Origin of the sequence: Halomonas gemina (genome assembly GCF_023554995.1) — a bacterium.
In the GTDB taxonomy this organism is placed as follows: Bacteria; Pseudomonadota; Gammaproteobacteria; order Pseudomonadales; family Halomonadaceae; genus Halomonas; species Halomonas gemina.
Genome location: NZ_JAMJPK010000001.1, coordinates 187968 through 207504, shown reverse-complemented (window position 1 = coordinate 207504; position 19537 = coordinate 187968). Strand labels below are relative to the sequence as shown.

18 protein-coding genes are annotated in these 19537 nt (G+C 67.7%); 7 read left to right on the top strand and 11 right to left on the bottom strand.

All coding sequences use genetic code 11. The features are described 5' to 3' along the window. Positions 1-89: 89 nt before the first annotated feature. Positions 90-2462: a phosphoenolpyruvate synthase gene (gene ppsA / locus M8009_RS01110; RefSeq protein ID WP_250058923.1), complete on the bottom strand. Its 2373-nt coding sequence runs from the start codon at positions 2460-2462 to the stop codon at positions 90-92. Positions 2463-2732: 270 nt separating this feature from the next. Between ppsA and ppsR the strand changes: the two genes are divergently transcribed. After that, on the top strand, positions 2733-3566 hold the full coding sequence (gene ppsR / locus M8009_RS01105; protein ID WP_250058922.1) for a posphoenolpyruvate synthetase regulatory kinase/phosphorylase PpsR: 834 nt from the start codon (positions 2733-2735) through the stop codon (positions 3564-3566). Between the two features lie 205 nt (positions 3567-3771). Here ppsR and M8009_RS01100 read toward each other — a convergent pair whose 3' ends face one another. From M8009_RS01100 to M8009_RS01075, 6 genes are all read right to left on the bottom strand, one after another. Next, entirely contained in the window at positions 3772-4992 is a 1221-nt protein-coding gene (locus M8009_RS01100; RefSeq protein ID WP_250058921.1) for a CaiB/BaiF CoA transferase family protein, read from the bottom strand. A gap of 173 nt (positions 4993-5165) precedes the next feature. Continuing rightward, on the bottom strand, positions 5166-6347 hold the full coding sequence (locus M8009_RS01095) for an acyl-CoA dehydrogenase (protein WP_250058920.1): 1182 nt from the start codon (positions 6345-6347) through the stop codon (positions 5166-5168). Positions 6348-6449: 102 nt separating this feature from the next. Further along, complete coding sequence (locus M8009_RS01090) at positions 6450-7835, bottom strand: MATE family efflux transporter (protein ID WP_250058919.1); 1386 nt, start codon at positions 7833-7835, stop codon at positions 6450-6452. A gap of 321 nt (positions 7836-8156) precedes the next feature. Beyond that, positions 8157-9059 carry a 3-hydroxyisobutyrate dehydrogenase gene (gene mmsB / locus M8009_RS01085; RefSeq protein WP_250058918.1) on the bottom strand — a complete coding sequence of 301 codons (903 nt, stop codon included), beginning with the start codon at positions 9057-9059 and terminating at the stop codon, positions 8157-8159. 48 nt (positions 9060-9107) lie between these two features. Beyond that, positions 9108-10262 (bottom strand): enoyl-CoA hydratase/isomerase family protein, encoded by a 1155-nt coding sequence (locus M8009_RS01080; RefSeq protein WP_250058917.1) that lies wholly within the window; start codon positions 10260-10262, stop codon positions 9108-9110. Between the two features lie 10 nt (positions 10263-10272). Continuing rightward, positions 10273-11439 carry an acyl-CoA dehydrogenase family protein gene (locus tag M8009_RS01075; protein WP_250058916.1) on the bottom strand — a complete coding sequence of 389 codons (1167 nt, stop codon included), beginning with the start codon at positions 11437-11439 and terminating at the stop codon, positions 10273-10275. Positions 11440-11703: 264 nt separating this feature from the next. Here M8009_RS01075 and M8009_RS01070 point away from each other — a divergent pair, with 264 nt between their 5' ends. Further along, entirely contained in the window at positions 11704-12147 is a 444-nt protein-coding gene (locus M8009_RS01070) for a MerR family transcriptional regulator (protein WP_250058915.1), read from the top strand. Between the two features lie 96 nt (positions 12148-12243). Beyond that, a complete protein-coding gene (locus M8009_RS01065; RefSeq protein ID WP_250058914.1) occupies positions 12244-13935 on the top strand; it encodes an AMP-binding protein in 1692 nt (563 codons plus the stop codon). 159 nt (positions 13936-14094) lie between these two features. Here M8009_RS01065 and M8009_RS01060 read toward each other — a convergent pair whose 3' ends face one another. Together M8009_RS01060 and nagZ are read right to left on the bottom strand one after the other, a co-directional pair. Next, the gene (locus tag M8009_RS01060) at positions 14095-14673 is read right to left on the bottom strand and encodes a hypoxanthine-guanine phosphoribosyltransferase (RefSeq protein WP_250058913.1); all 579 of its coding nucleotides are present in this window, start codon (positions 14671-14673) and stop codon (positions 14095-14097) included. Positions 14674-14715: 42 nt separating this feature from the next. Beyond that, positions 14716-15729: a beta-N-acetylhexosaminidase gene (nagZ, locus tag M8009_RS01055; protein ID WP_250058912.1), complete on the bottom strand. Its 1014-nt coding sequence runs from the start codon at positions 15727-15729 to the stop codon at positions 14716-14718. Between the two features lie 148 nt (positions 15730-15877). On the opposite strand from nagZ, the gene M8009_RS01050 reads away from it, so the two are divergent. From M8009_RS01050 to M8009_RS01035, 4 genes are read left to right on the top strand one after another with little or no spacing between them, the layout of a single operon-like run. Next, positions 15878-16729, top strand: coding sequence for a prepilin peptidase (locus M8009_RS01050; protein WP_250058911.1), 852 nt, complete (start codon positions 15878-15880; stop codon positions 16727-16729). 42 nt (positions 16730-16771) lie between these two features. Further along, complete coding sequence (gene coaE / locus M8009_RS01045) at positions 16772-17386, top strand: dephospho-CoA kinase (RefSeq protein WP_250058910.1); 615 nt, start codon at positions 16772-16774, stop codon at positions 17384-17386. Between the two features lie 40 nt (positions 17387-17426). Beyond that, positions 17427-17660 (top strand): DNA gyrase inhibitor YacG, encoded by a 234-nt coding sequence (yacG, locus tag M8009_RS01040; RefSeq protein ID WP_250058909.1) that lies wholly within the window; start codon positions 17427-17429, stop codon positions 17658-17660. Further along, the gene (locus M8009_RS01035; protein ID WP_250058908.1) at positions 17657-18532 is read left to right on the top strand and encodes a DNA replication terminus site-binding protein; all 876 of its coding nucleotides are present in this window, start codon (positions 17657-17659) and stop codon (positions 18530-18532) included. The genes yacG and M8009_RS01035 overlap by 4 nt, the downstream gene beginning before the upstream one ends. 49 nt (positions 18533-18581) lie before the next feature. On the opposite strand, the gene M8009_RS01030 is transcribed toward M8009_RS01035, so the two are convergent. Next, on the bottom strand, positions 18582-18869 hold the full coding sequence (locus tag M8009_RS01030; RefSeq protein ID WP_250058907.1) for a hypothetical protein: 288 nt from the start codon (positions 18867-18869) through the stop codon (positions 18582-18584). 248 nt (positions 18870-19117) lie between these two features. Beyond that, the gene (locus M8009_RS01025) at positions 19118-19504 is read right to left on the bottom strand and encodes a histone-like nucleoid-structuring protein, MvaT/MvaU family (protein ID WP_250058906.1); all 387 of its coding nucleotides are present in this window, start codon (positions 19502-19504) and stop codon (positions 19118-19120) included. Between the last annotated feature and the right edge of the window lie 33 nt (positions 19505-19537).

Genomic DNA, 19537 nt, shown 5'->3' with positions numbered 1-19537 from the left:
TTGTGCCTGACAGGGATCAAGGGGCCGGCCACAAAAGCAAGACACCCGGGCAAGCCCGGGTGTCGTCGATCACTGGCGGCAAGGCAAGGTCAGCCCAGGGTCTCGCCGGCCAGCATGAACCAGGTCTCGAGGACCGCATCGGGGTTGAGCGACACGGAGTCGATGCCCTGCTCCATCAGCCACTTGGCCAGGTCCGGATGGTCAGAGGGGCCCTGGCCACAGATGCCGATGTACTTGCCCTGGGCGTGACAGGCCTGGATGGCCATGGCCAGCAGCTTCTTCACGGCCGGGTTCCGCTCGTCGAAGAGGTGGGCGACGATGCCGGAATCGCGGTCCAGGCCCAGGGTCAGCTGGGTCAGGTCGTTGGAGCCGATGGAGAAGCCATCGAAGTACTCGAGGAACTCCTCGGCCAGCAGGGCATTGGCCGGCAGCTCGCACATCATGATCACCTTGAGGCCCTTCTCGCCCCGTGCCAGGCCGTTGGCGGCGAGCAGGTCGACCACCTCGCGGGCCTCCTCGGTGGTGCGCACGAAGGGCACCATGATCTCGACGTTGTCGAGCCCCATCACCTCGCGAACCCGCTTGAGGGCCCGACACTCCAGCTCGAAGCAGGGGCGGAACGAGTCCGAGATATAGCGCGAGGCGCCGCGGAAGCCAAGCATGGGGTTCTCTTCCCCCGGCTCGTAGAGCTTGCCGCCGATCAGGTTCTCGTACTCGTTGGACTTGAAGTCCGACAGGCGCACGATGACCCGCTTCGGGTAGAAGGAGGCCGCCAGGGTGGAGATGCCCTCGACCAGCTTGTCGACGTAGAACTCCACCGGGTCGGGGTAGCCGGCGGTGCGCAGGTCGATGGTCTGCTGCAGGTCGGCGGGCAGGGTGTCGTACTCGAGCAGGGCCTTGGGGTGCACCCCGATCATGCGGTTGATGATGAATTCGAGCCGCGCCAGGCCCACCCCGGCGTTGGGCAGGCTGGCGAAGCTGAAGGCGCGATCCGGGTTGCCGACGTTCATCATGATCTTGAAGGGGATCTCGGGCATGGCATCGACGCTGGTGACGTTGCGGTCGAACTCCAGCAGCCCCTCATAGACATGCCCGGTGTCTCCTTCGGCACAGGAGACGGTGACGTCGCGCCCGTCATCAAGCGTCTCGGTGGCATCGCCGCAGCCGACCACGGCGGGAATGCCCAGCTCGCGGGCGATGATCGCCGCGTGGCAGGTGCGGCCGCCCCGGTTGGTGACGATGGCCGAGGCGCGCTTCATGATCGGCTCCCAGTCCGGGTCGGTCATGTCGGTGACCAGGACGTCGCCGGGGTTGACCTTCCCCATGTCGTCCGGGGAGAACACCACCTTGACCGCGCCGCGGCCGATACGCTGGCCGATGGCCCGGCCGGCCACCAGGGTGCGCCCCTTCTCCTTGAGCTGGAAGCGCTCGAGCTTGCCGCCCTCCTGCTGGGAGACCACGGTCTCGGGCCGGGCCTGGACGATGTAGAGCTCGCCATCGTCGCCGTCCAGTGCCCACTCGATGTCCATGGGGCGGCCGTAGTGTTCCTCGATGGTCACCGCCTGGCGGGCCAGTGCCATGATCTGCTCGTCATCGAGGCAGAAGCGCGCCCGGTCGGCCAGCGGCACGTCCACGGTGGCCACCGACTTGCCGGCGCTGGTGTCGTCGGTGTAGACCATCTTGATCAGCTTGGAGCCGAGGTTGCGGCGCAGCACCGCCGGGCGGCCCGCCGCCAGGGTCGGCTTGTGGACATAGAACTCGTCGGGGTTCACCGCCCCCTGCACCACGGTCTCGCCCAGCCCCCAGGAGGCGGTGACGAAGACGGCGTCGCGATAGCCGGATTCGGTGTCGAGGGTGAACATCACGCCCGAGGCGCCGGTCTCGGAGCGCACCATCTTCTGGATGCCGGCGGAGAGCGCCACGTTCTCGTGGGCATAGCCGCGATGGACGCGATAGGAGATGGCACGGTCGTTGAACAGCGAGGCGAAGACCTCATGCACGGCGCGCTTGATGTTGTCGAAGCCCTCGATGTTGAGGAAGGTCTCCTGCTGCCCGGCGAAGGAGGCATCCGGCAGGTCCTCGGCGGTGGCCGAGCTGCGCACGGCGACCTTGAGGTTGGGGTGCATCGCCGAGAGCGTCTCGTAGCTTTCGCGCAGGTAGCGCTCGAAGGTCGGCGGCAGCGGCGTGTCGATGACCCACTGGCGGATCTCGGCACCGGCCCTTGCCAGTTCGGCGACGTCATCGACGTCCAGGGTGGCGAGCCGGCGATTGATGCGCTCGTTGAGCCCTTCGTGGGAGAGGAATTCGCGGTAGGCGTGGGCCGTGGTGGCGAACCCGCCGGGGACGGTGACACCCGCGCCGGACAGGTTGGAGATCATCTCGCCGAGGGAGGCGTTCTTGCCCCCGACCCGCTCGACATCGTCCATGCCCAATTGATCGAACCACTGAATATAATCGTCCATGAGACCTCCCAGGATATCGACGACAAATGCATCATGCCGGCGCGCCGCGCGGGACTCGGGCATGAAGGGATGGTGGCGACTCTAACAGCGGCCTTCCATATTCGCCATTAGTCTAACATCGAAGTCACTGGAGGATTTTTACAACAGCCCGCCGATTCGCCAGGAATCTGAAGTAGTCAGGGCCTGGCGGACAGCAAACCCGCCTCTTGTCCCGGCCCCGACCAGCACCGACAATGGGCTCACCTTCACCTCGGACCACAGCGACCCGCCATGACGCGCACCGCCTTCTTCATCTCCGACGGCACCGGCATCACCGCCGAGAGCCTGGGACGCAGCCTGCTCGCCCAGTTCGAGAGCGTCGAGATCCGCATGCTCACCAAGCCCTATATCGACTCCCTCGAGAAGGCCCGAACCCTGGTGGCGATCATCGAGGCCACGGCGGTGCGCGACGGCGAGAAGCCAATCATCATCGATACCATCGTCGACGAGCAGATCCGCGAGGTGATCCGCCAGGCCCCGGGCTTCAAGGTCGACATCTTCTCGACCTTCCTCAAGCCGCTGGAGGAGGAGTTGGAAGCCCACTCCTCCTACAGCGTCGGTCGCACCCATGCCATCGGCCGCGACGACGTCTACATGGACCGCATCCACTCGGTGCACTTCGCCCTGGACAACGACGACGGGGCTCGCACCCACCAGTACGACAAGGCAGACATCATCCTCATCGGGGTCTCGCGCTGCGGCAAGACCCCCACCTCGCTCTACCTGGCCCTGCAGTTCGGCATCCGCGCGGCCAACTACCCGCTCACGGAGGACGACCAGGACGAGAACGGCACCTTGAAGCTGCCCAAGGCCCTGGTCCCGCATCGCCACAAGCTGTTCGGGCTGACCATCGACCCGCGACGGCTGGCGGCGATCCGCCACGAGCGCCGGCCCAACAGCCGCTACAGCTCCATCGACCAGTGCGTCCAGGAGGTCGAGCAGGCCGAGGGGCTCTATCGCCAGATGCATATCCCCTATATCGACACCACCCGCTTCTCCGTGGAGGAGATCTCCACCCGGATGATCGCCGAGACAGGGCTGACACGGCGCTTTTCGCCGCGATAAGCGCCGAGCGCCGAGCGCCGAGCGCCGAGCGCCGAGCGCCGAGCGCCGAGCGCCGAGCGCCGAGCGCCGAGCGCCGAGCGCCGAGCGCCGAGCGCCGAGCGCCGAGCGCCGAGCGCCGAGCAGGATGTTGGCACCGCCCGTCATGGTGTCAAGACCGCCTGGCCGCTTAACCCGCTTGGCCGCTTGGCTGCTTGACCGCCTGGCGCTATCTCACCACCCCTGCCCGTCTGAGCCGGGCAATATCCTCGGGCGTCAGCCCCATCTCGGCGAGGATCGCATCGCTGTCCTGGCCGAGGCGAGGCGGCGCCACCTCGCTGGTGGCGGGCTCGCCGTCGAAGCGCAAGGGGTTGGCGACCTGGGGCACCTCGAGATCGCCACGCTGCAGGGTCCGGTGCAGGCCGCGATGGCGCACCTGGGGGTCGTCGAAGACTTCGGTCAGGGTATTGATGGGGCCGGCGGGGATACCGCGCGCCTCCATCTCGGCCAGCCAGTCATCGCGGCCCCGCTCGAGCAGGATCCGCTGGATGAGCGAGACCAGCACCTCCCGGTTGCCGACCCGAGCGGCATTGGTGGCATAGGCAGGATCCTCGGCCCACTCGGGATGGCCCAGCAGGTCGGCAAAGCGCGTGAACTGGGCATCGTTGCCGACGGTGACGACCAGGTGACCGTCGGCGCAGGCGAAGGCCTGGTAGGGCACGATATTGGGGTGGGCGTTGCCATGCCGCTCGGGTGAACGGCCTTCGACCAGGGCATTGAGTGCCTGGTTGGCCAGGGTGGCCACCTGCACATCGAGCAGCGCCAGGTCGATATGCTGCCCCCTGCCGGTGCGCGCGCGCTCCTGCAGGGCGGCCAGCACGCCCACCGTGGCATAGAGCCCGGTCATCACGTCGGTGATGGCCACGCCGGTCTTCATGGGCATGCCATCGGGCTCGCCGGAGAGGCTCATCAGCCCGCCCATGGCCTGGATCATGAAGTCGTAGCCGGCCCGATGGGCATAGGGACCGTCCTGGCCGAAACCGGTGACCGAGCAGCCGATCAGGCGCGGGTTGATGGCCTTCAGGCTGGGGTAGTCGAGCCCGTACTTGGCCAGGCCGCCGACCTTGAAGTTCTCGAGCAGGATATCGGCGCCCTTCGCCAATGCCCTGACCAGCTCCTGGCCGCCTTCGGTGGCGATATCCACGGCCAGCGACTGCTTGCCGCGATTGGCGCACAGGAAGTAGGCCGCCACCCGCTCGGCATCGTCCTGCTTATTCTCAAGGTCTTCTGCCAGCCAGGGCGGCCCCCAGCCGCGGGTGTCATCGCCGCGCGAGGGATGCTCGACCTTGATCACCCGCGCGCCCAGGTCGGCGAGCAGCTGGCCGGCCCAGGGGCCGGCCAGCACCCGCGACATGTCGAGCACCGTAATGCCCTCAAGCGGTCCGCTCATCTGGAGCTCCTTGCTCACTCTCAGCTCACTCGGGGCTGATCCGGGGAGAAGCTTACGGGGAGGCGCTGTGAATACTTCCCTGTACGCTACCGACGCCGTCCATGGCGTAGGACCTCCCCTTCAGCTTTCCCCCGGCGCCCCTCGTTATCTTTAGCCGGTTTCAGTCTGGCGGATCAACCGGTAAACGCTTGCAGGCCGGTCTGGGCACGCCCGAGGATCAGGGCATGGACGTCGTGGGTGCCCTCATAGGTATTCACCGCTTCGAGGTTCATCACGTGGCGGATCACGTGGTACTCGTCGCTGATGCCGTTGCCGCCGTGCATGTCACGGGCCACCCGGGCGATGTCCAGCGCCTTGCCGCAGTTGTTGCGCTTGATCAGCGAGATGGCCTCGGGGACCAGCTGGCCGTCGTCGATCATGCGACCGACGCGCAGCGCGGCCTGCAGACCCAGGGCGATCTCGGTCTGCATATCGGCGAGCTTCTTCTGGATCAGCTGGTTGGCGGCCAGGGGGCGGCCGAACTGCTTGCGCTCCAGGGTATAGTCGCGGGCGGCATGCCAGCAGGCCTCGGCAGCCCCCATGGTGCCCCAGGCGATGCCGTAGCGGGCACGGTTGAGGCAGGAGAACGGCCCCTTGAGCCCCTTGACGTGGGGCAGACGCTGTTCGTCCGAGACCTCCACGTCCTGCATGGCGATCTGGCCGGTGATGGAGGCACGCAGGCTGAACTTGCCCTCGATCTTGGGAGCCGAGAGCCCCTTCATACCCTTCTCGAGGATGAAGCCGTTGACCACCCCCTCGTCATCCCGAGCCCAGATCACGAAGACGTCGGCGATGGGCGAATTGGTGATCCAGGTCTTGGTGCCGTTCAGGCGCCAGCCGCCATCGGTGCGAGTGGCCCGGGTGCTCATGCCGCCAGGGTCGGAGCCATGGTCCGGCTCGGTGAGGCCGAAGGCCCCTACCCACTCGCCGCTGGCCAGCTTCGGCAGGTACTTCTCACGTTGCGCCTCGCTGCCGAAGGCATGGATCGGGTACATCACCAGGCTCGACTGCACGCTCATGGCGCTACGGTAGCCGGAGTCGACGCGCTCCACCTCACGGGCGATCAGGCCGTAGCTGACGTAGTTGAGCCCGGCGCAGCTGTAGCCGTCGATGGTCGCACCGAGCAGGCCCAGCTCGCCCATCTCGTTCATGATCTCGCGGTCGAAGCGCTCGTGTCGGTTGGCCTCCAGCACCCGTGGCAGCAGCTTCTCCTGGCAGTAGTCATGGGCGGTCTGAAGCACCATGCGCTCGTCTTCGGAGAGCTGGTCGACGAGGCGGAAGGGGTCGTCCCAGGTGACGGGGGTAATCTGGCTCATGGGGTGTCCTCGGGTGGCGTGCTGACAATTTCTACATTTTAATCAAATGTAGACCAAGAGGAGTCATCTGCCAAGTCCGACGTCGCCTGTCCGAGGGATCTTTCAGCGCGCCCCCTGGCGCGCCAGCCGGGTGCGGATCTGCCACCAGGCGAGCAGCGCGACCAGCAGGTTGGCGACGAGCAGGCCGGCGAAGACGCCCGTACTACTCGCCAGCCGCCCGCCCAGCCAGGCCAGCGGCACGGTCAGCGCGAAGAGCCTGACCACCGACAGTCGCATGGCCCGGGCGGGACGGTGCAGGGCGTTGAAGGAGGAGACCGCCAGGATCACCACGCCCTGGGCACCGAGGCCCAGGGGCACCAGCCACAGGAAACTGCGCAGCACCTCCCCGACCGTCTCGCGCTGGGCGTAGCCCGCCACCAGCCAGGGCGCCAGCAGTTGCAGCACACCCCAGACCAGCAGTTGCCAGGCCAACACGAAGACGAAGCAGCCCAGGATCGCCCGGCGCACCCGGTCGTGCTGGCCGGCACCCGCATTCTGGCTGACCATCGGCGAGAGGGTCATGGAGAGCGCCAGCACGGCGATCTGGGAGATGGCCTCGATGCGCGTGCCCACGCCGTAGCCGGCCACCGCATCGTGGCCGTGGCCGGACACGATGCGGGTCACCAGGCCCAGGGCGATGGGCGTGAAGACACTGGTGAGGGCCGCCGGCCCCGCGATGCGGCCCAGCTCCCGCCAGGAGCTGGCAAGGCCCTGCCAGCTCAGGCCAGCCAGGTCGAAGAGCTCGCGCAGTTCGCGCTGGAAGACCAGCACCCCGGCCATCAGGCCCCAGCTCAACACCGTGGCGAGCGCCGCGCCGGAGACGCCCAGGGCCGGAAAGGGCCCGATACCGAAGATCAGCCACCAGTCCAGCAGCACGTTGGTCCCGGCAGCCAGCACCATCATCAGTCCCTGGGTGGCGGTATTGCCGTGGGCGCGCAGGATGCTGTTGAGCACCCGTGGCACGATCACCGCCGTCGCCCCGAGGTACCAGATGCCCATGTAGGCGCGGATATGCGGCATCAGCAGGTCATCGGCGCCCATCAGGCGGAACAGCGGTTCCAGGGTGGCAAGGCCCAGCAGCGTCATGCACAGCCCCACCCCCACCGCCAGCAGGGCCGCATCGGTGGCGCGTCGCCGTACCCTGTCCAGGTCGCCCTGCCCCAGCCGGCGGGCCACCACTGCCGAGGTCCCGATGCCCAGGCCGATGGCCAGGCTGATCACCGTGAAGACCACCGGGAAGGTGAAGGAGACCGCCGCCAGCTCCTCGGTGCCGAGGCGCGAGATGAACCAGGTATCCACCAGGTTGAAGCTCATCATGGCGATCATGCCGCCGACCACCGGCAGGCTCTTGCGCAGCAGGGTCAGGCCGATGGGGCCCTCGAGCAGCTCGCGACGCGCGGGACGGGGGCGTGACGCGGGGGAAGAGGACGGGGAAGCGGGTGCGCTCATGCAGGGTCTCGACGGAAAACGGGCACTGGATTGTGCCGCTTCCCCGGATAGAGGGCAAAGTTCACCGCGCGCCGAGCGCCGAGCGCCGAGCGCCGAGCGCCGAGCGCCGAGCGCCGAGCGCCGAGCGCCGAGCGCCGAGCAGGATGGTGATCGCGCCCACTGCGGCAACACAGGAAAATCTCCAGCAGACTCGCCTGCTGGAGATTTTCCTTGGCTGCTTGGCTGCTTGGCTGCTTGGCTGCTTGGCTGCTTGGCTGCTTGGCTGCTTGGCTGCTTGGCTGCTTGGCTGCTTGGCTGCTTGGCTGCTTGGCTGCTTGGCGCTTACTTCTCCTCGCCCTGGCGGTAGAGGCGCTGGATGCTGGAGAAGTCGAGCTGCCCGCTGCCCTGGGCACTGTGCAGGGCGAAAAGATTGCGGGCCTGGGAGCCCATTGGCACGGTGGATTTCGACCCCAGCGCCAGCTCCCAGGCCAGCCCCAGGTCCTTGGCCATCAAGTCGGTCAGGAAGCCGCCCTGGTAGTCCCGAGAGGCAGCAGAGCCCTCCATCACCCCGGGCCAGGGGTTGTAGACGTTGAGTGCCCAGTTGCCGCCGCTGCTCTGCTTCATGATCTCGGAGAGCACGGCCGGGTCCATGCCGTTCTTCACGCCCAGTGCCAGGGCCTCGGCGGTGCCCGACATCAGGATGCCGAGCAGCATGTTGTTGCAGATCTTGGCCACCTGGCCGGCGCCCACCTCCCCGGCATGGAAGATGTTCTTGCCCATGGCCTCGAGCAGCGGCTTGGCCTGTTCGAAACCGGCCGCCTCGCCGCCGACGATAAAGGTCAGGGTGCCGGCCTTGGCACCGCCCACTCCGCCGGAGACCGGGGCATCCAGGTAGGTGAAGCCGCGTTCGGCGGCGGCGGCCCCCACCAGGCGGGCATCGTCGGGGGCGATGGTCGAGGAGTCGACGAGCAGCGGCTTGCCGTCGAGAGCATCGAGCAGACCCGGCGCGCCGTCGCGGCCCAGATAGAGCCCCTTGACGTGGGCCCCGGCCGGCAGCATGGAGACGACCACGTCCGCACCGGCGGCGGCTGCCTCGGCGCTGGCGGCGCGCCGTGCGCCCCCGGCTTCCAGGGCCTGGATGGCGCTCTCGACCAGGTCGAAGACGGTGACGTCATGGCCGGCCTTGACCAGGTTGCTGGCCATGGGCGCGCCCATGTTGCCGAGGCCGATAAAGGCGATGTTCATTGGCATGCTCCTGTTGCGTTGTGAGTTGTTCAGGGCGGCGCGTCGCCCTCAGCCGACCCGGTGGCCGACGCCGAGGTCGCGCAGGGGGTGTGACTCGCTGGGCCAGAGCGGGGTCATCAGAGCCTGGATATCGGCCGCAGGAACCCCGGCGACGCTGTCGTGCTTCCAGCGTGGCGCCTTGTCCTTGTCGACCAGCAGCGCGCGCACCCCCTCGACGAAGTCTCCCTGGCGGCAGCACTGCACCGACAGGCCGAGTTCGTCACGGAAGGCATCGGCGAGGCTGGAATGGGCGTGGCGCTCGAGCATGCGCCACACCAACTGGGCGCTCATCGGGCAGCCGTCCTCGAGACGCGCGCGGTTGGCGGCAAGCCAGCCGTCGTCGATGGTGTCGCGCAGGATGCGCTTGATGGCCGTGGCGGCATCCACCCGGCCGACCAGCGCCTGGATATGGTCGAGGTGCGGCCACACCTGGCCGGGCGGCGCGGCGCGGCGATCCTCGTGGTCATCGAGCACCGCCTGCACGCCGGCACGCAGGGCCGGCAGGCTGCGATCGCCGTAGTTGGCCTCTTCCAGGGCGCCGAGCAGCGCCTCACGGCGCTCCCGCGGGATGAGGCGGTCGGCCATCCCCAGGTCAAGGGCGTCGCGGGCATTGAGTTGGGCCCCGGTCAGGCCCAGGTAGGCCCCCACCCCGGTGGGCATGCGGCCCAGGAACCAGCTCGCCCCGATGTCGGGATAGAGGCCGATGGTGATCTCCGGCATGGCGATACGCGTGGTCTCGGTGACCAGACGCTGGAAGCCGCCGGCCATCAGGCCCAGGCCGCCGCCCATGACGATGCCGTCGCCCCAGACCATCAGCGGCTTGGGGTAGGTGTGGATGCGGTAGTCGAGGCGGTACTCCGCGGTGAAGTAGGTCTCGGCGAAGATGCCATCGCGGCCGGCACCGCGGTTCTCGCCCTCCTCGGTCAGCGAGCGGTAGAGGGCCACCACGTCACCGCCGGCACAGAAGGCCTTGTCGCCGCTGCCCTCGAGCCACACCGCCACCACGCTGCGGTCCATCGCCCAGGCCTCGAGCTTGGCCTCGAGCTGGCGAATCATCTCCAGCGACAGGGCGTTGAGCGACTTCGGGGCGTTGAGGGTGGCCACGCCGATGCGGCCGCCATCGCGGGTGGGCAGCTCGTCGAAGAGCACTGCAAGGTCCGACATCTAGGGTCTCCTATTGCAAGGATTCGATGACGCCGTCGGCCAGCAGGCGACGGGCGACGATCAGGCGCATGATCTCGTTGGTGCCCTCGAGGATCTGGTGTACCCGGGTATCACGGACCAGACGCTCCAGGGGGTACTCACGGATGTAACCATAGCCGCCATGCAGTTGCAGGGCCTCGTTGCAGACGCTGAAGCCCATATCGGTGGCGAAGCGCTTGGCCATGGCGCAGTGGGCCGTGGCCTCGGGGTCGCCCTGGTCGAGGCGCCAGGCGGCGTGGCGGACCATCAGCCGCGCGGCGGTCAGCTCGCTGGCCATGTCGGCGAGCTTGAACTGCAGGGCCTGGAACTGCGAGAGCTCACGCCCGAACTGCTTGCGCTCGGCGAGGTAGTCCCGAGACAGGGTCAGCGCCTGCTGGGCAGCACCGAGCGAGCAGCTGGCGATGTTCAGGCGCCCGCCGTCGAGCCCCTTCATGGCAAACTTGAAGCCCTCCCCCTCCGCGCCCAGGCGGTTGGTGACCGGCACCCGTACGCCATCGAAGCTGACCAGGCGCGTCGGCTGGCTCTTCCAGCCCATTTTCTCCTCGTTCTTGCCGTATTCGATCCCCGCGGCATCGGCCGGCACCACGATCGCCGAGACACCACCGGCGCCACTGTCGGGCGCGCCGGTGCGGGCCATCACCACCAGCACCTCGGTGGCCCCCGCGCCGGAGATGAACATCTTGCTGCCGGAGAGGACATACTCGTCCCCCTCGCGGACGGCCCTGGTGCGCAGGCTGGCGGCATCGGAGCCGGCACCCGGCTCGGTGAGGCAGTAGGAGCCGAGCGCCTCACCGGCTACCATGGCAGGCACCCAGGCCTCGCGCAGGGCATCGTCGCCCCAGCTGGCGATCATCCAGGTCACCATATTGTGGATGGTCAGGTAGGCCGTGGTAGAGATGCAGCCCTGGGCGAGCTGCTCGAAGATCAGCGAGGCCTCGAGGCGCGAGAGCCCCAAGCCGCCGTGCTCTTCCGGGGTATAGATGCCGAGGAACCCCGCCTCGCCGGCCCGGCGGATCACTTCCACCGGAAAGTGGGAACGCGCGTCCCAGTCGGCGGCATGCTCGACCAGCTCGGCCCTCGCGAAGTCGGCGGCCGCGGCGGCCAGCGCCTTCTGGTCATCGGTCAGGGAGAAGTCCATGGGGAATCCCTCTTGTTCAGCAATGGGTGTATGACATCTTTGTGGTTGTTGTCCGGGCCGCTGCGGGCCCCGGGCAGGTCTCGGGGGCACTCCGGCGACATCATTGCCTCGCCCGGCCGGCTGGACACCAACCTAGCACTTGCTAGGTTTATCCCATATCACCCCATGGTCGAACAAGCACTTTACGTTAACGTAAACCTCGTCTAGTGTTGCCAGACGAGGTGGAAAACCGCCGGTTCACCACCCGGTCACAGGATCGACGTCATGACACAGCCAAGCGCCCCGGCCAAAGCGGCCAGCCAGGAGGCCCTGCCCCGCCAGCACCGGCACTACACCATCGGTGAGCTGGCGAGGATGTTCGAGGTCACGCCACGTACCATCCGCTTCTACGAGCAGGAGGGCCTGCTGGCGCCCCGCCGCGAGGGACAGAAGCGCATCTACCGCGAGAAGGACCGGGTGCGCCTGAAGCTGACCCTGCGCGGCAAGCGGCTGGGGTTCTCGCTGGCCGAGATCCGCGAGGTGGTGACGATGTACGACGCCATGCCCGACGGCAACGCGCGCCAGCTCTGGCGCCTGCTGGAGATACTGGCCGACAAGCGCGACAACCTCGAGCGTCAGCTGGAGGACATCCGCCTGATGCGCATGGAGCTCGACGACGTGGACCACCGTGCCCGGGAGGTACTGCGCAGCCTCGGCCACGAGGCCTGAGCGATGGGCAGGCGCCCCGGCGTCGCCGAGGCGAACCACGACGTCATTCCCCATTTCACGCACACCGCCACAGGCAACAACAAGACGAGAAACACCATGACACGTCAACATCGATCGATCAGCTACGTCAGCGGCATCAGCGATACGCCCCTCAAGGGCCAGACCATCGGTGATTGCTTCGACGATACCGTGGCGCGCTTCGCCGAGCGCGACGCCCTGATCAGCCGCCACCAGGGGCTTCGCTACAGCTGGAAGGCGCTGCAGCAGGCCGTGGACGAGGCGGCCCGCGCCCTGCTCGCCCTGGGCGTGGACAAGGGGGATAGGGTCGGCATCTGGTCGCCCAACTGTGCCGAATGGACCATCACCCAGTTCGCCACGGCGAAGATCGGCGCCATCCTGGTCAACATCAATCCCAGCTACCGCAGCCACGAGCTCGAGTACGCCCTCAAGCAGTCGGGCGCCTCGACGCTGGTCCTGCAGGGCGCCTTCAAGGCCTCCGACTACGTCGCCACCCTGGCCGAACTGGCCCCCGAGCTGCGTGACGGCGCCCCGGGCACCTTCTCCTGCCCACGTCTGCCCGAGCTCAAGCGGGTGGTCTGCCTCGACGCCGACCGCGCGCTGACCGGCATGCTCACCTGGCCGCAGATGCTAGCCCATGCCGACGAGGTCTCCGCCGACCACTTGGCCGATGTTCAGGCCAGCCTGCAGTTCGACGACCCGATCAACATCCAGTACACCTCGGGCACCACCGGTGCGCCGAAGGGGGCCACCCTCTCCCACCACAACATCCTCAACAACGGCTTCTTCGTGGCCCGCACCATGAACCTCAGCGAAGCCGACCGCATGGTGATCCCGGTCCCGCTCTATCACTGCTTCGGCATGGTGATGGGTAACCTGGGCTGCGTGACCCACGGCGCCACCATGATCTACCCCGGCGACGGCTTCGACCCCGAGCAGACGCTGCGCGCCGTCTCCGAGGAGAAGGCCACCACCCTCTACGGCGTGCCCACCATGTTCATCGCCGAGCTGGAGCATCCGGAGTTCGAGTCCTTCGACCTCTCCAGCCTGCGTACCGGCATCATGGCCGGCTCCATCTGCCCCATCGAGGTGATGCGCAAGGTCATCGACCGCATGAACATGCAGGATGTCACCATCTGCTACGGCATGACCGAGACTAGCCCGGTGAGCACCCAGACCCAGACCGACGCCCCGCTGGAGAAGCGCGTCACCACCGTGGGCACCATCCACCCCCACCTGGAGGTCAAGCTGGTCAGCCCCGAGACCGGCGCGGTGGTGGCTCGCGGCGAGACCGGCGAGCTCTGCACCCGCGGGTACAGCGTGATGCTCGGCTACTGGAACAACCCGGAGGCCACCGACAAGGCCATCGACAAGGCCGGCTGGATGCACACCGGGGACCTCGCCACCATGGACGACGAGGGCTATGTGGCGATCGTCGGGCGCATCAAGGACATGATCATCCGCGGCGGCGAGAACATCTATCCCCGCGAGATCGAGGACTTCCTCTACACCCACCCGGCCATCTCCGACGTGCAGGTGATCGGCGTGCCCGACGAGAAGTACGGCGAGGAGGTGATGGCCTGGGTCAAGCTCACCGAGGGCGAGGCGCTCAGCGAGGAAGAGCTCAAGGCCTTCTGCAAGGGCCAGATCGCCCACTACAAGGTGCCGCGCTACGTGAAGTTCGTCGACGACTTCCCGATGACCGTCACCGGCAAGATCCAGAAGTTCAAGATGCGCGAGGAAGCCACCCACGAGTTGGGGTTGGCGTAGGCGCCAAGCAGGATGCTGCTCGCGCACCGCCAGGGCGACAACGGAAAACCTCCAGCAGGCGACCCTGCTGGAGGTTTTTCTTGGCTGCTTGGCTGCTTGGCTGCTTGGCTGCTTGGCTGCTTGGCTGCTTGGCTGCTTGGCTGCTTGGCCGCTTTTGGCTTACAGTCCCTTGGGCGCGTAGATGCCTGGGGCATTGCGCCAGTAGCCCTTGAAGTCCATGCCGAAGCCGAAGACATAGCGGTCGGCGACTTCCAGGCTGCAGTAGTCGGCCCTGAGACCGGGGACCGCCTTGCGGTCGTGCTGCTTGTCGACCAGCACCGCGGTGGAGATGCTCGCCGCCCCAGCCTGCCGGCAGTAGTCGAGGATGGCGGCCAGGGTGGCACCCTCATCGAGGATGTCATCGACGATCACCACGTGACGACCGGCCATGGGCACCTCCGGGGAGACCCGCCAGAACAGCTCGCCACCCCGCAGGCCACCCCGGTAGCGGGTGGCGTGCAGGTAGTCGACCTCCAGGGGGAAGCCCAGCCGGGTCAGCAGGTGGCCGGTGGTGATCAGGCCGCCGTTCATCACGCAGTAGAAGACCGGCAGGCGGTCCCCCAGGTCGCGGGTGATCTCGTCGGCCATGCGGTCCAGTGCGCGCTCGACCTCGGGCTGCGAGATCAGGCAGTCGGCATTGTCCATGACATCGCGCATGTCGGTCACGGACGGCAGGGAATCGGCATCGAGTCGGGACATCGTCGGTCGGCTCTTGATGGGGATCGGAGAAAGAAAGGCGGTTCAGTCGGCGGCCATCGCCTCGAGACGCGCATGGACGCGGCGCCAGCGCGACAGGGCCCCCAGCGCCTTGAGGTCGGGACGTGCCCTGGCGTAGCGCAACCGCGAGGCGCGACGCGCCTGGCGACCCTGGCAGGCGTCCAGCACTTCGCGGGCCGCGCTGCGGTCGTTGCAGACCAGCAGCATGTCGCACCCCGCGGCCAGCGCCAGCCGGGCCCGCTCCGCGGGCGTGCCGGCGGCGGCCGCACCGGCCATGCTCAGGTCGTCGGAGAAGATCACGCCCTTGAAACCCAGGCTCTCGCGCAGCATGCCCAGCCAGGCCGGGGAGAAACCCGCCGGACGCGGGTCGAAGCCGGAATAGACGACATGCGCGGGCATCACCGCATCGAGCCGGGGCGCCAGCTCGGCGAACGGTAGCAGGTCATGGCGGCGCAGGGCCTCCAGGGGACGCTCATCTACCGGCAGCTCATGGTGGGAATCGGCTGCCACGCCACCGTGACCCGGAAAGTGCTTGCCCACGGCCACCATGCCCGCCTCGTGAAGACCATCGAGGAAGGCTCGCCCGAGACGGGCCACCGCCCGGGGGTCCGCAGAGAAGCTGCGTTCGCCGATCACGCTGGAGCTGCCACCGTCCACGTCCAGCACCGGTGCGAAGGAGAGGTCCAGCCCGCAGGCCGCCATCTCCATGCCCAGCAGCCAGCCGGCATCCTGGCAGAGACGTACCGTCACCTCGGGCTGGAGGGCGAAGTCGCTACCCAGGCGCCCCATGGCCGGCAGGCGGGTGACGCCCTCGCGAAGTCGCTGGACCCGCCCCCCTTCCTGGTCGACTGCCAGCAGCAGGTCGGGACGCACCCGCCGGACCTCGTCGCACAGGGTGCGGACCTGGCCGGCCGAGGCGATATTGCGCGCGAACAGTATCACGCCCCCGACCTCGGGACGCACCAGCAACTCCTGCTCCTCGGGCGTCAGGCTCTGGCCCTCCAGATCCAGCATCACCGGTCCGAGCATCTGGGTCATGATCGTGCCCCTGGAAGATGAAAGGGAGCCGATTCTAGACCAAAGCCGCAGCGCAGGACAGCCCACCAGGGGCACGGGAGTGACCGGGCAATCGACGCCATCCCCCGATACAATGGGCAACCGGATCCGACTGGACAGGAGTCACCCCTTGCTCGCCGACCTCCCCCCCTTGCTGCTCTGGCCCCTGGCGATCGTCCTGGGCCTGTGCCTGGGCAGCTTCCTCAACGTGGTGATCACCCGGCTGCCGGTGATGCTGGTGCGCGGCTGGCGCGCCGAGGCCCGTGAGGCGCTGGAACTGTCGCCGGAAGAGGCGCCTCCCTTCAACCTGCTGACCCCCCGCTCGCTGTGCCCACGCTGCGAGGCCCCCATCGCCTGGCACGACAACATCCCACTGCTGGGCTGGATCAAGCGCCGCGGGCGCTGTGCCAGCTGCCAGACACGCATCAGCCCCCAGTATCCCCTGGTGGAGCTCGCCGGGGGCGTGCTGGCCGTGGCGGTGCTGGCGCTCTTCGGGCCGACCCTTGAGGCCCTGTTCATCCTCGGGGCCTGCCTGGCCCTGCTGGCCATGGCGGTGATCGACCTGCGCACCCAGCTGCTGCCGGACCTGCTCACCCTGCCCCTGCTGTGGGCAGGGCTGCTCTACCAGCTGCTGTTCCAGCCGTTGCTGCTGCCATCGGCCGTGATCGGTGCCATGGCCGGCTACCTCGTGCTGTGGAGCTTCTACTGGCTGTTCAAGCTGGTCACCGGCAAGGAGGGCATGGGCTACGGCGACTTCAAGCTGCTGGCCGCCCTGGGCGCCTGGCTGGGCTGGCAATACCTGCCGCTGGTGCTGATCCTCTCCGCCGGGGCGGGAGCGGTGGTGGGCATCCTCATCCAGCTGGCCATCCCCCGCCTGCGCGGTGCACCGCTGCCCTTCGGGCCCTGGCTGGTGATGGCCGGCTGGATCGCCCTGCTGGCCGGCAAACCGCTGATGGCCCTCTATACCGGCCTGCTGTATTGAGGTCACCATGACGCGAACCATGAACCAACCGGGGAGACGAGGATGATCATCGGCGTGACGGGCGGCATCGCCTCGGGCAAGTCGACGGTGGCGCGGGCATTCGCCGCGCGGGGCATCCCCTGGGTGGATGCCGACGAGGTGGCCCGGGAGGTCGTGGCCCCGGGGGAGCCGGCACTCGCCGAGATCGCCGAGCACTTCGGCCGCGAGGTCCTCGCGCCAGACGGCGGCCTGGACAGGCGGGCGCTGCGCGAGATCGTCTTCGCCGATGCCGAGGCACGACGGCGGCTGGAGAGGATCACCCACCCGCGGATCCGCCAGCGACTGGACGCCCACCTCGCGCGGCTCAGGGCCCAGGGGCCCCCCTATGTGCTGCTGGTCTCCCCACTGCTGTTTGAATCCGGCCAGGACGCGATGGTCGATCGCTGCCTGGTCATCGATGTTCCCGAGGCGACCCAGATTGCCCGCACGGCGGCACGCGACGGCGTGGACGAGGCCCAGGCTCGCGCCATCATCGCGGCCCAGATGTCACGGGCACAGCGCCTGGCGCGCGCCGACGACGTGATCGACAACTCCGCCGACGAGGCGGGCCTGGCCGAGCAGGTGGCAGAACTCGACCGCCGGTACCGGGCCGCCGTCGGTTTGCCTCCCGGGCCCTGATTCGTCATCCTTCCCCGATACCCTGCCGAAGACGACACCGATGAACACGCAAGACGCCACGCGCCCCCTGGAAGTCGCCTGCCCGCAGTGCCGCAAGAAGGTACTGTGGAGCGAGGCCAACCCCTACCGCCCCTTCTGCAGCAAGCGCTGCCGGCTGCTCGACCTGGGCGCATGGGCCGACGAGTCCCATCGCATCGCCGGGGAGCCCGCCATGGACGAGACCGACCTCGACGCCCTGCTGGCGCGAGCGGACCGGGACGGCGAGCCGTCGTGAGCGGCGACGGGCAGCGCCCGGAATACCGCCTGCTGGCCGAACTGGAGGCCCGCTTCGATCGCCTGATCGATGAGACCGACGCCCTGGTGGCGACCTGGCAGGCCTCAAACGCCTCGGCCTGGTCCTTCGAGCACGACACGGCCGATGCCGCCTGGCTGCGCCATGTGCTGCTCGACGTCTGGTACCAGGACGGCCAGGACGGCCGCGCCACCCGCAGCCATGTGGGCCTGGTGGCGGCCGACGAGTCGGTCATGGAAGCGGTCGCCCGGGTGAATGCCACCAAGAAGGCCTTCGCTGCGCTGCTGGCGGAGATCCGCCGCGAGGTACCGTCGCTGATCCCGGAAATCAAGGCGGTCCTGCCCTTCCGTCACCCGGCCCTGCACGAACATCTGCGCGGCACGGGGCTCGCCAGGCTGCACCTCAAGCAGTGCTGGCGGACGATCCCCCTGGCCGAGGCCCCGGTGGCCCGCGTGCGCATGGCCTGGTATGCCAGCGGGCGCTCGATCAAGCGGCTGACGGTGCGCGAGGCCGAGCAGAAACTGCTGGCCCTGGACAGCGAGGCCCCCCACGTGCGCATCCAGTTGCGGCAGCTGGCCGGCATCCCCGATGGCGAAACGCTGGCCCAGGTGCAGAGCCAGGCCCCGCTGATGCGCGCCAACCTCTTCTACCGCGAACCGCTTGAGGATGGCCGCAGCCGGCGCGCCATGAACATCGCCCTGCCGTTGTTCGTCCCCAGCCCCGACGGCCGGCTACCCGACCACAACCTGCCCCCCGCTCATCCGCCTGCCACCCGCACCCGGGCCCGGCGCCGCGACGAGCGACTGGAGGACAACGCCTTCCTGCCGAGCCTGCGCGTCTACCGCTACCGGTAACGGGCACCGACGGCGCAGGAACCTGGGCAGGAACAACAGGCGTCGCGGGTCAGGCGATTCGCCCGAGGGCCCTGAGGGTCTGCAGCAGGCGGCTGACGCTCTCGGCGGGCTGGGCATACTCGGCCATCAGGGCCTTGAGACGCTGCTCGAAGGCACGCTGGAGCGCCTGCTCGTCCTGCGGCTCGTCCCGGGCCTCCTGCTCCAGGCGCTCCAGTGAACGGACCGGCGGGCCGGTGGGAATATCAAGTTCGCTGTCGGGACTCTCGAGTTCACGCAGTGCATCGGCGAAGGCATCATCGAGTTCGCGGAACTTGCGCAACTTCTCTCGTTCGTCCATGGGCTGTCGGGAATTATGTGGTTTCATTCGATTCCAATGGTGTCGAGGCGAAGGCCGTGGCAGAAAGAGGAATGAACGAGCCATCGCCAATACTCGGGAATGACGCTGATTATACGGGCAACGCACCGGCGATTCATCTTCCCGTCAGCGTTTTCGCCCGGTACGGCATGTCCAACACGGCAATAGTTCAACACAAATGACGCCGCCGCCCCGAAGGGCGGCGGCGTCATGCCTTCAGGCGTCGAGACTCACTCCTCGACGCGCACCAGCCAGGACTCGACGGTGTCGGAACCGTGCTCGTCCTTCCAGGCCTTGAGGGTCTTCTGGTTGCCACCGCGAGTTTCCACGACTTCGCCGGTGTTGGGGTTCTTGTAGATCTTCAACTTGCGCTTGCGGCGGGCACCGCCGGTCGCCGGGGCGGCGGCACTGCTACGCGAGGCCGCGGCCGGCTTGGGATCGAGCAGGGCAATGACGTCGGCGGCGCTCTTGTCGAACTCGCGCATCAGCGACTCGAGCTTTTCCTTGAACTCGAGTTCGGCCTTGAGACGATCGTCGTTCTGCAGCTTGTCCAGTTCCGACTGGAGCTGCTTGAGCTGCTGCTCCATCTGCATGTAGTTGCTGAGCAGTGATGACATGTACTAGTTCCTTCTCGGGGATTACAGGATGCA

Coding starts and splice junctions, on each gene's coding strand:
- ppsA (WP_250058923.1), bottom strand. CDS start 2,462: ATGGACGATTATATTCAGTGGTTCGATCAATTGGGCATGGACGATGTC.
- ppsR (WP_250058922.1), top strand. CDS start 2,733: ATGACGCGCACCGCCTTCTTCATCTCCGACGGCACCGGCATCACCGCC.
- M8009_RS01100 (WP_250058921.1), bottom strand. CDS start 4,992: ATGAGCGGACCGCTTGAGGGCATTACGGTGCTCGACATGTCGCGGGTG.
- M8009_RS01095 (WP_250058920.1), bottom strand. CDS start 6,347: ATGAGCCAGATTACCCCCGTCACCTGGGACGACCCCTTCCGCCTCGTC.
- M8009_RS01090 (WP_250058919.1), bottom strand. CDS start 7,835: ATGAGCGCACCCGCTTCCCCGTCCTCTTCCCCCGCGTCACGCCCCCGT.
- mmsB (WP_250058918.1), bottom strand. CDS start 9,059: ATGAACATCGCCTTTATCGGCCTCGGCAACATGGGCGCGCCCATGGCC.
- M8009_RS01080 (WP_250058917.1), bottom strand. CDS start 10,262: ATGTCGGACCTTGCAGTGCTCTTCGACGAGCTGCCCACCCGCGATGGC.
- M8009_RS01075 (WP_250058916.1), bottom strand. CDS start 11,439: ATGGACTTCTCCCTGACCGATGACCAGAAGGCGCTGGCCGCCGCGGCC.
- M8009_RS01070 (WP_250058915.1), top strand. CDS start 11,704: ATGACACAGCCAAGCGCCCCGGCCAAAGCGGCCAGCCAGGAGGCCCTG.
- M8009_RS01065 (WP_250058914.1), top strand. CDS start 12,244: ATGACACGTCAACATCGATCGATCAGCTACGTCAGCGGCATCAGCGAT.
- M8009_RS01060 (WP_250058913.1), bottom strand. CDS start 14,673: ATGTCCCGACTCGATGCCGATTCCCTGCCGTCCGTGACCGACATGCGC.
- nagZ (WP_250058912.1), bottom strand. CDS start 15,729: ATGACCCAGATGCTCGGACCGGTGATGCTGGATCTGGAGGGCCAGAGC.
- coaE (WP_250058910.1), top strand. CDS start 16,772: ATGATCATCGGCGTGACGGGCGGCATCGCCTCGGGCAAGTCGACGGTG.
- yacG (WP_250058909.1), top strand. CDS start 17,427: ATGAACACGCAAGACGCCACGCGCCCCCTGGAAGTCGCCTGCCCGCAG.
- M8009_RS01030 (WP_250058907.1), bottom strand. CDS start 18,869: ATGGACGAACGAGAGAAGTTGCGCAAGTTCCGCGAACTCGATGATGCC.
- M8009_RS01025 (WP_250058906.1), bottom strand. CDS start 19,504: ATGTCATCACTGCTCAGCAACTACATGCAGATGGAGCAGCAGCTCAAG.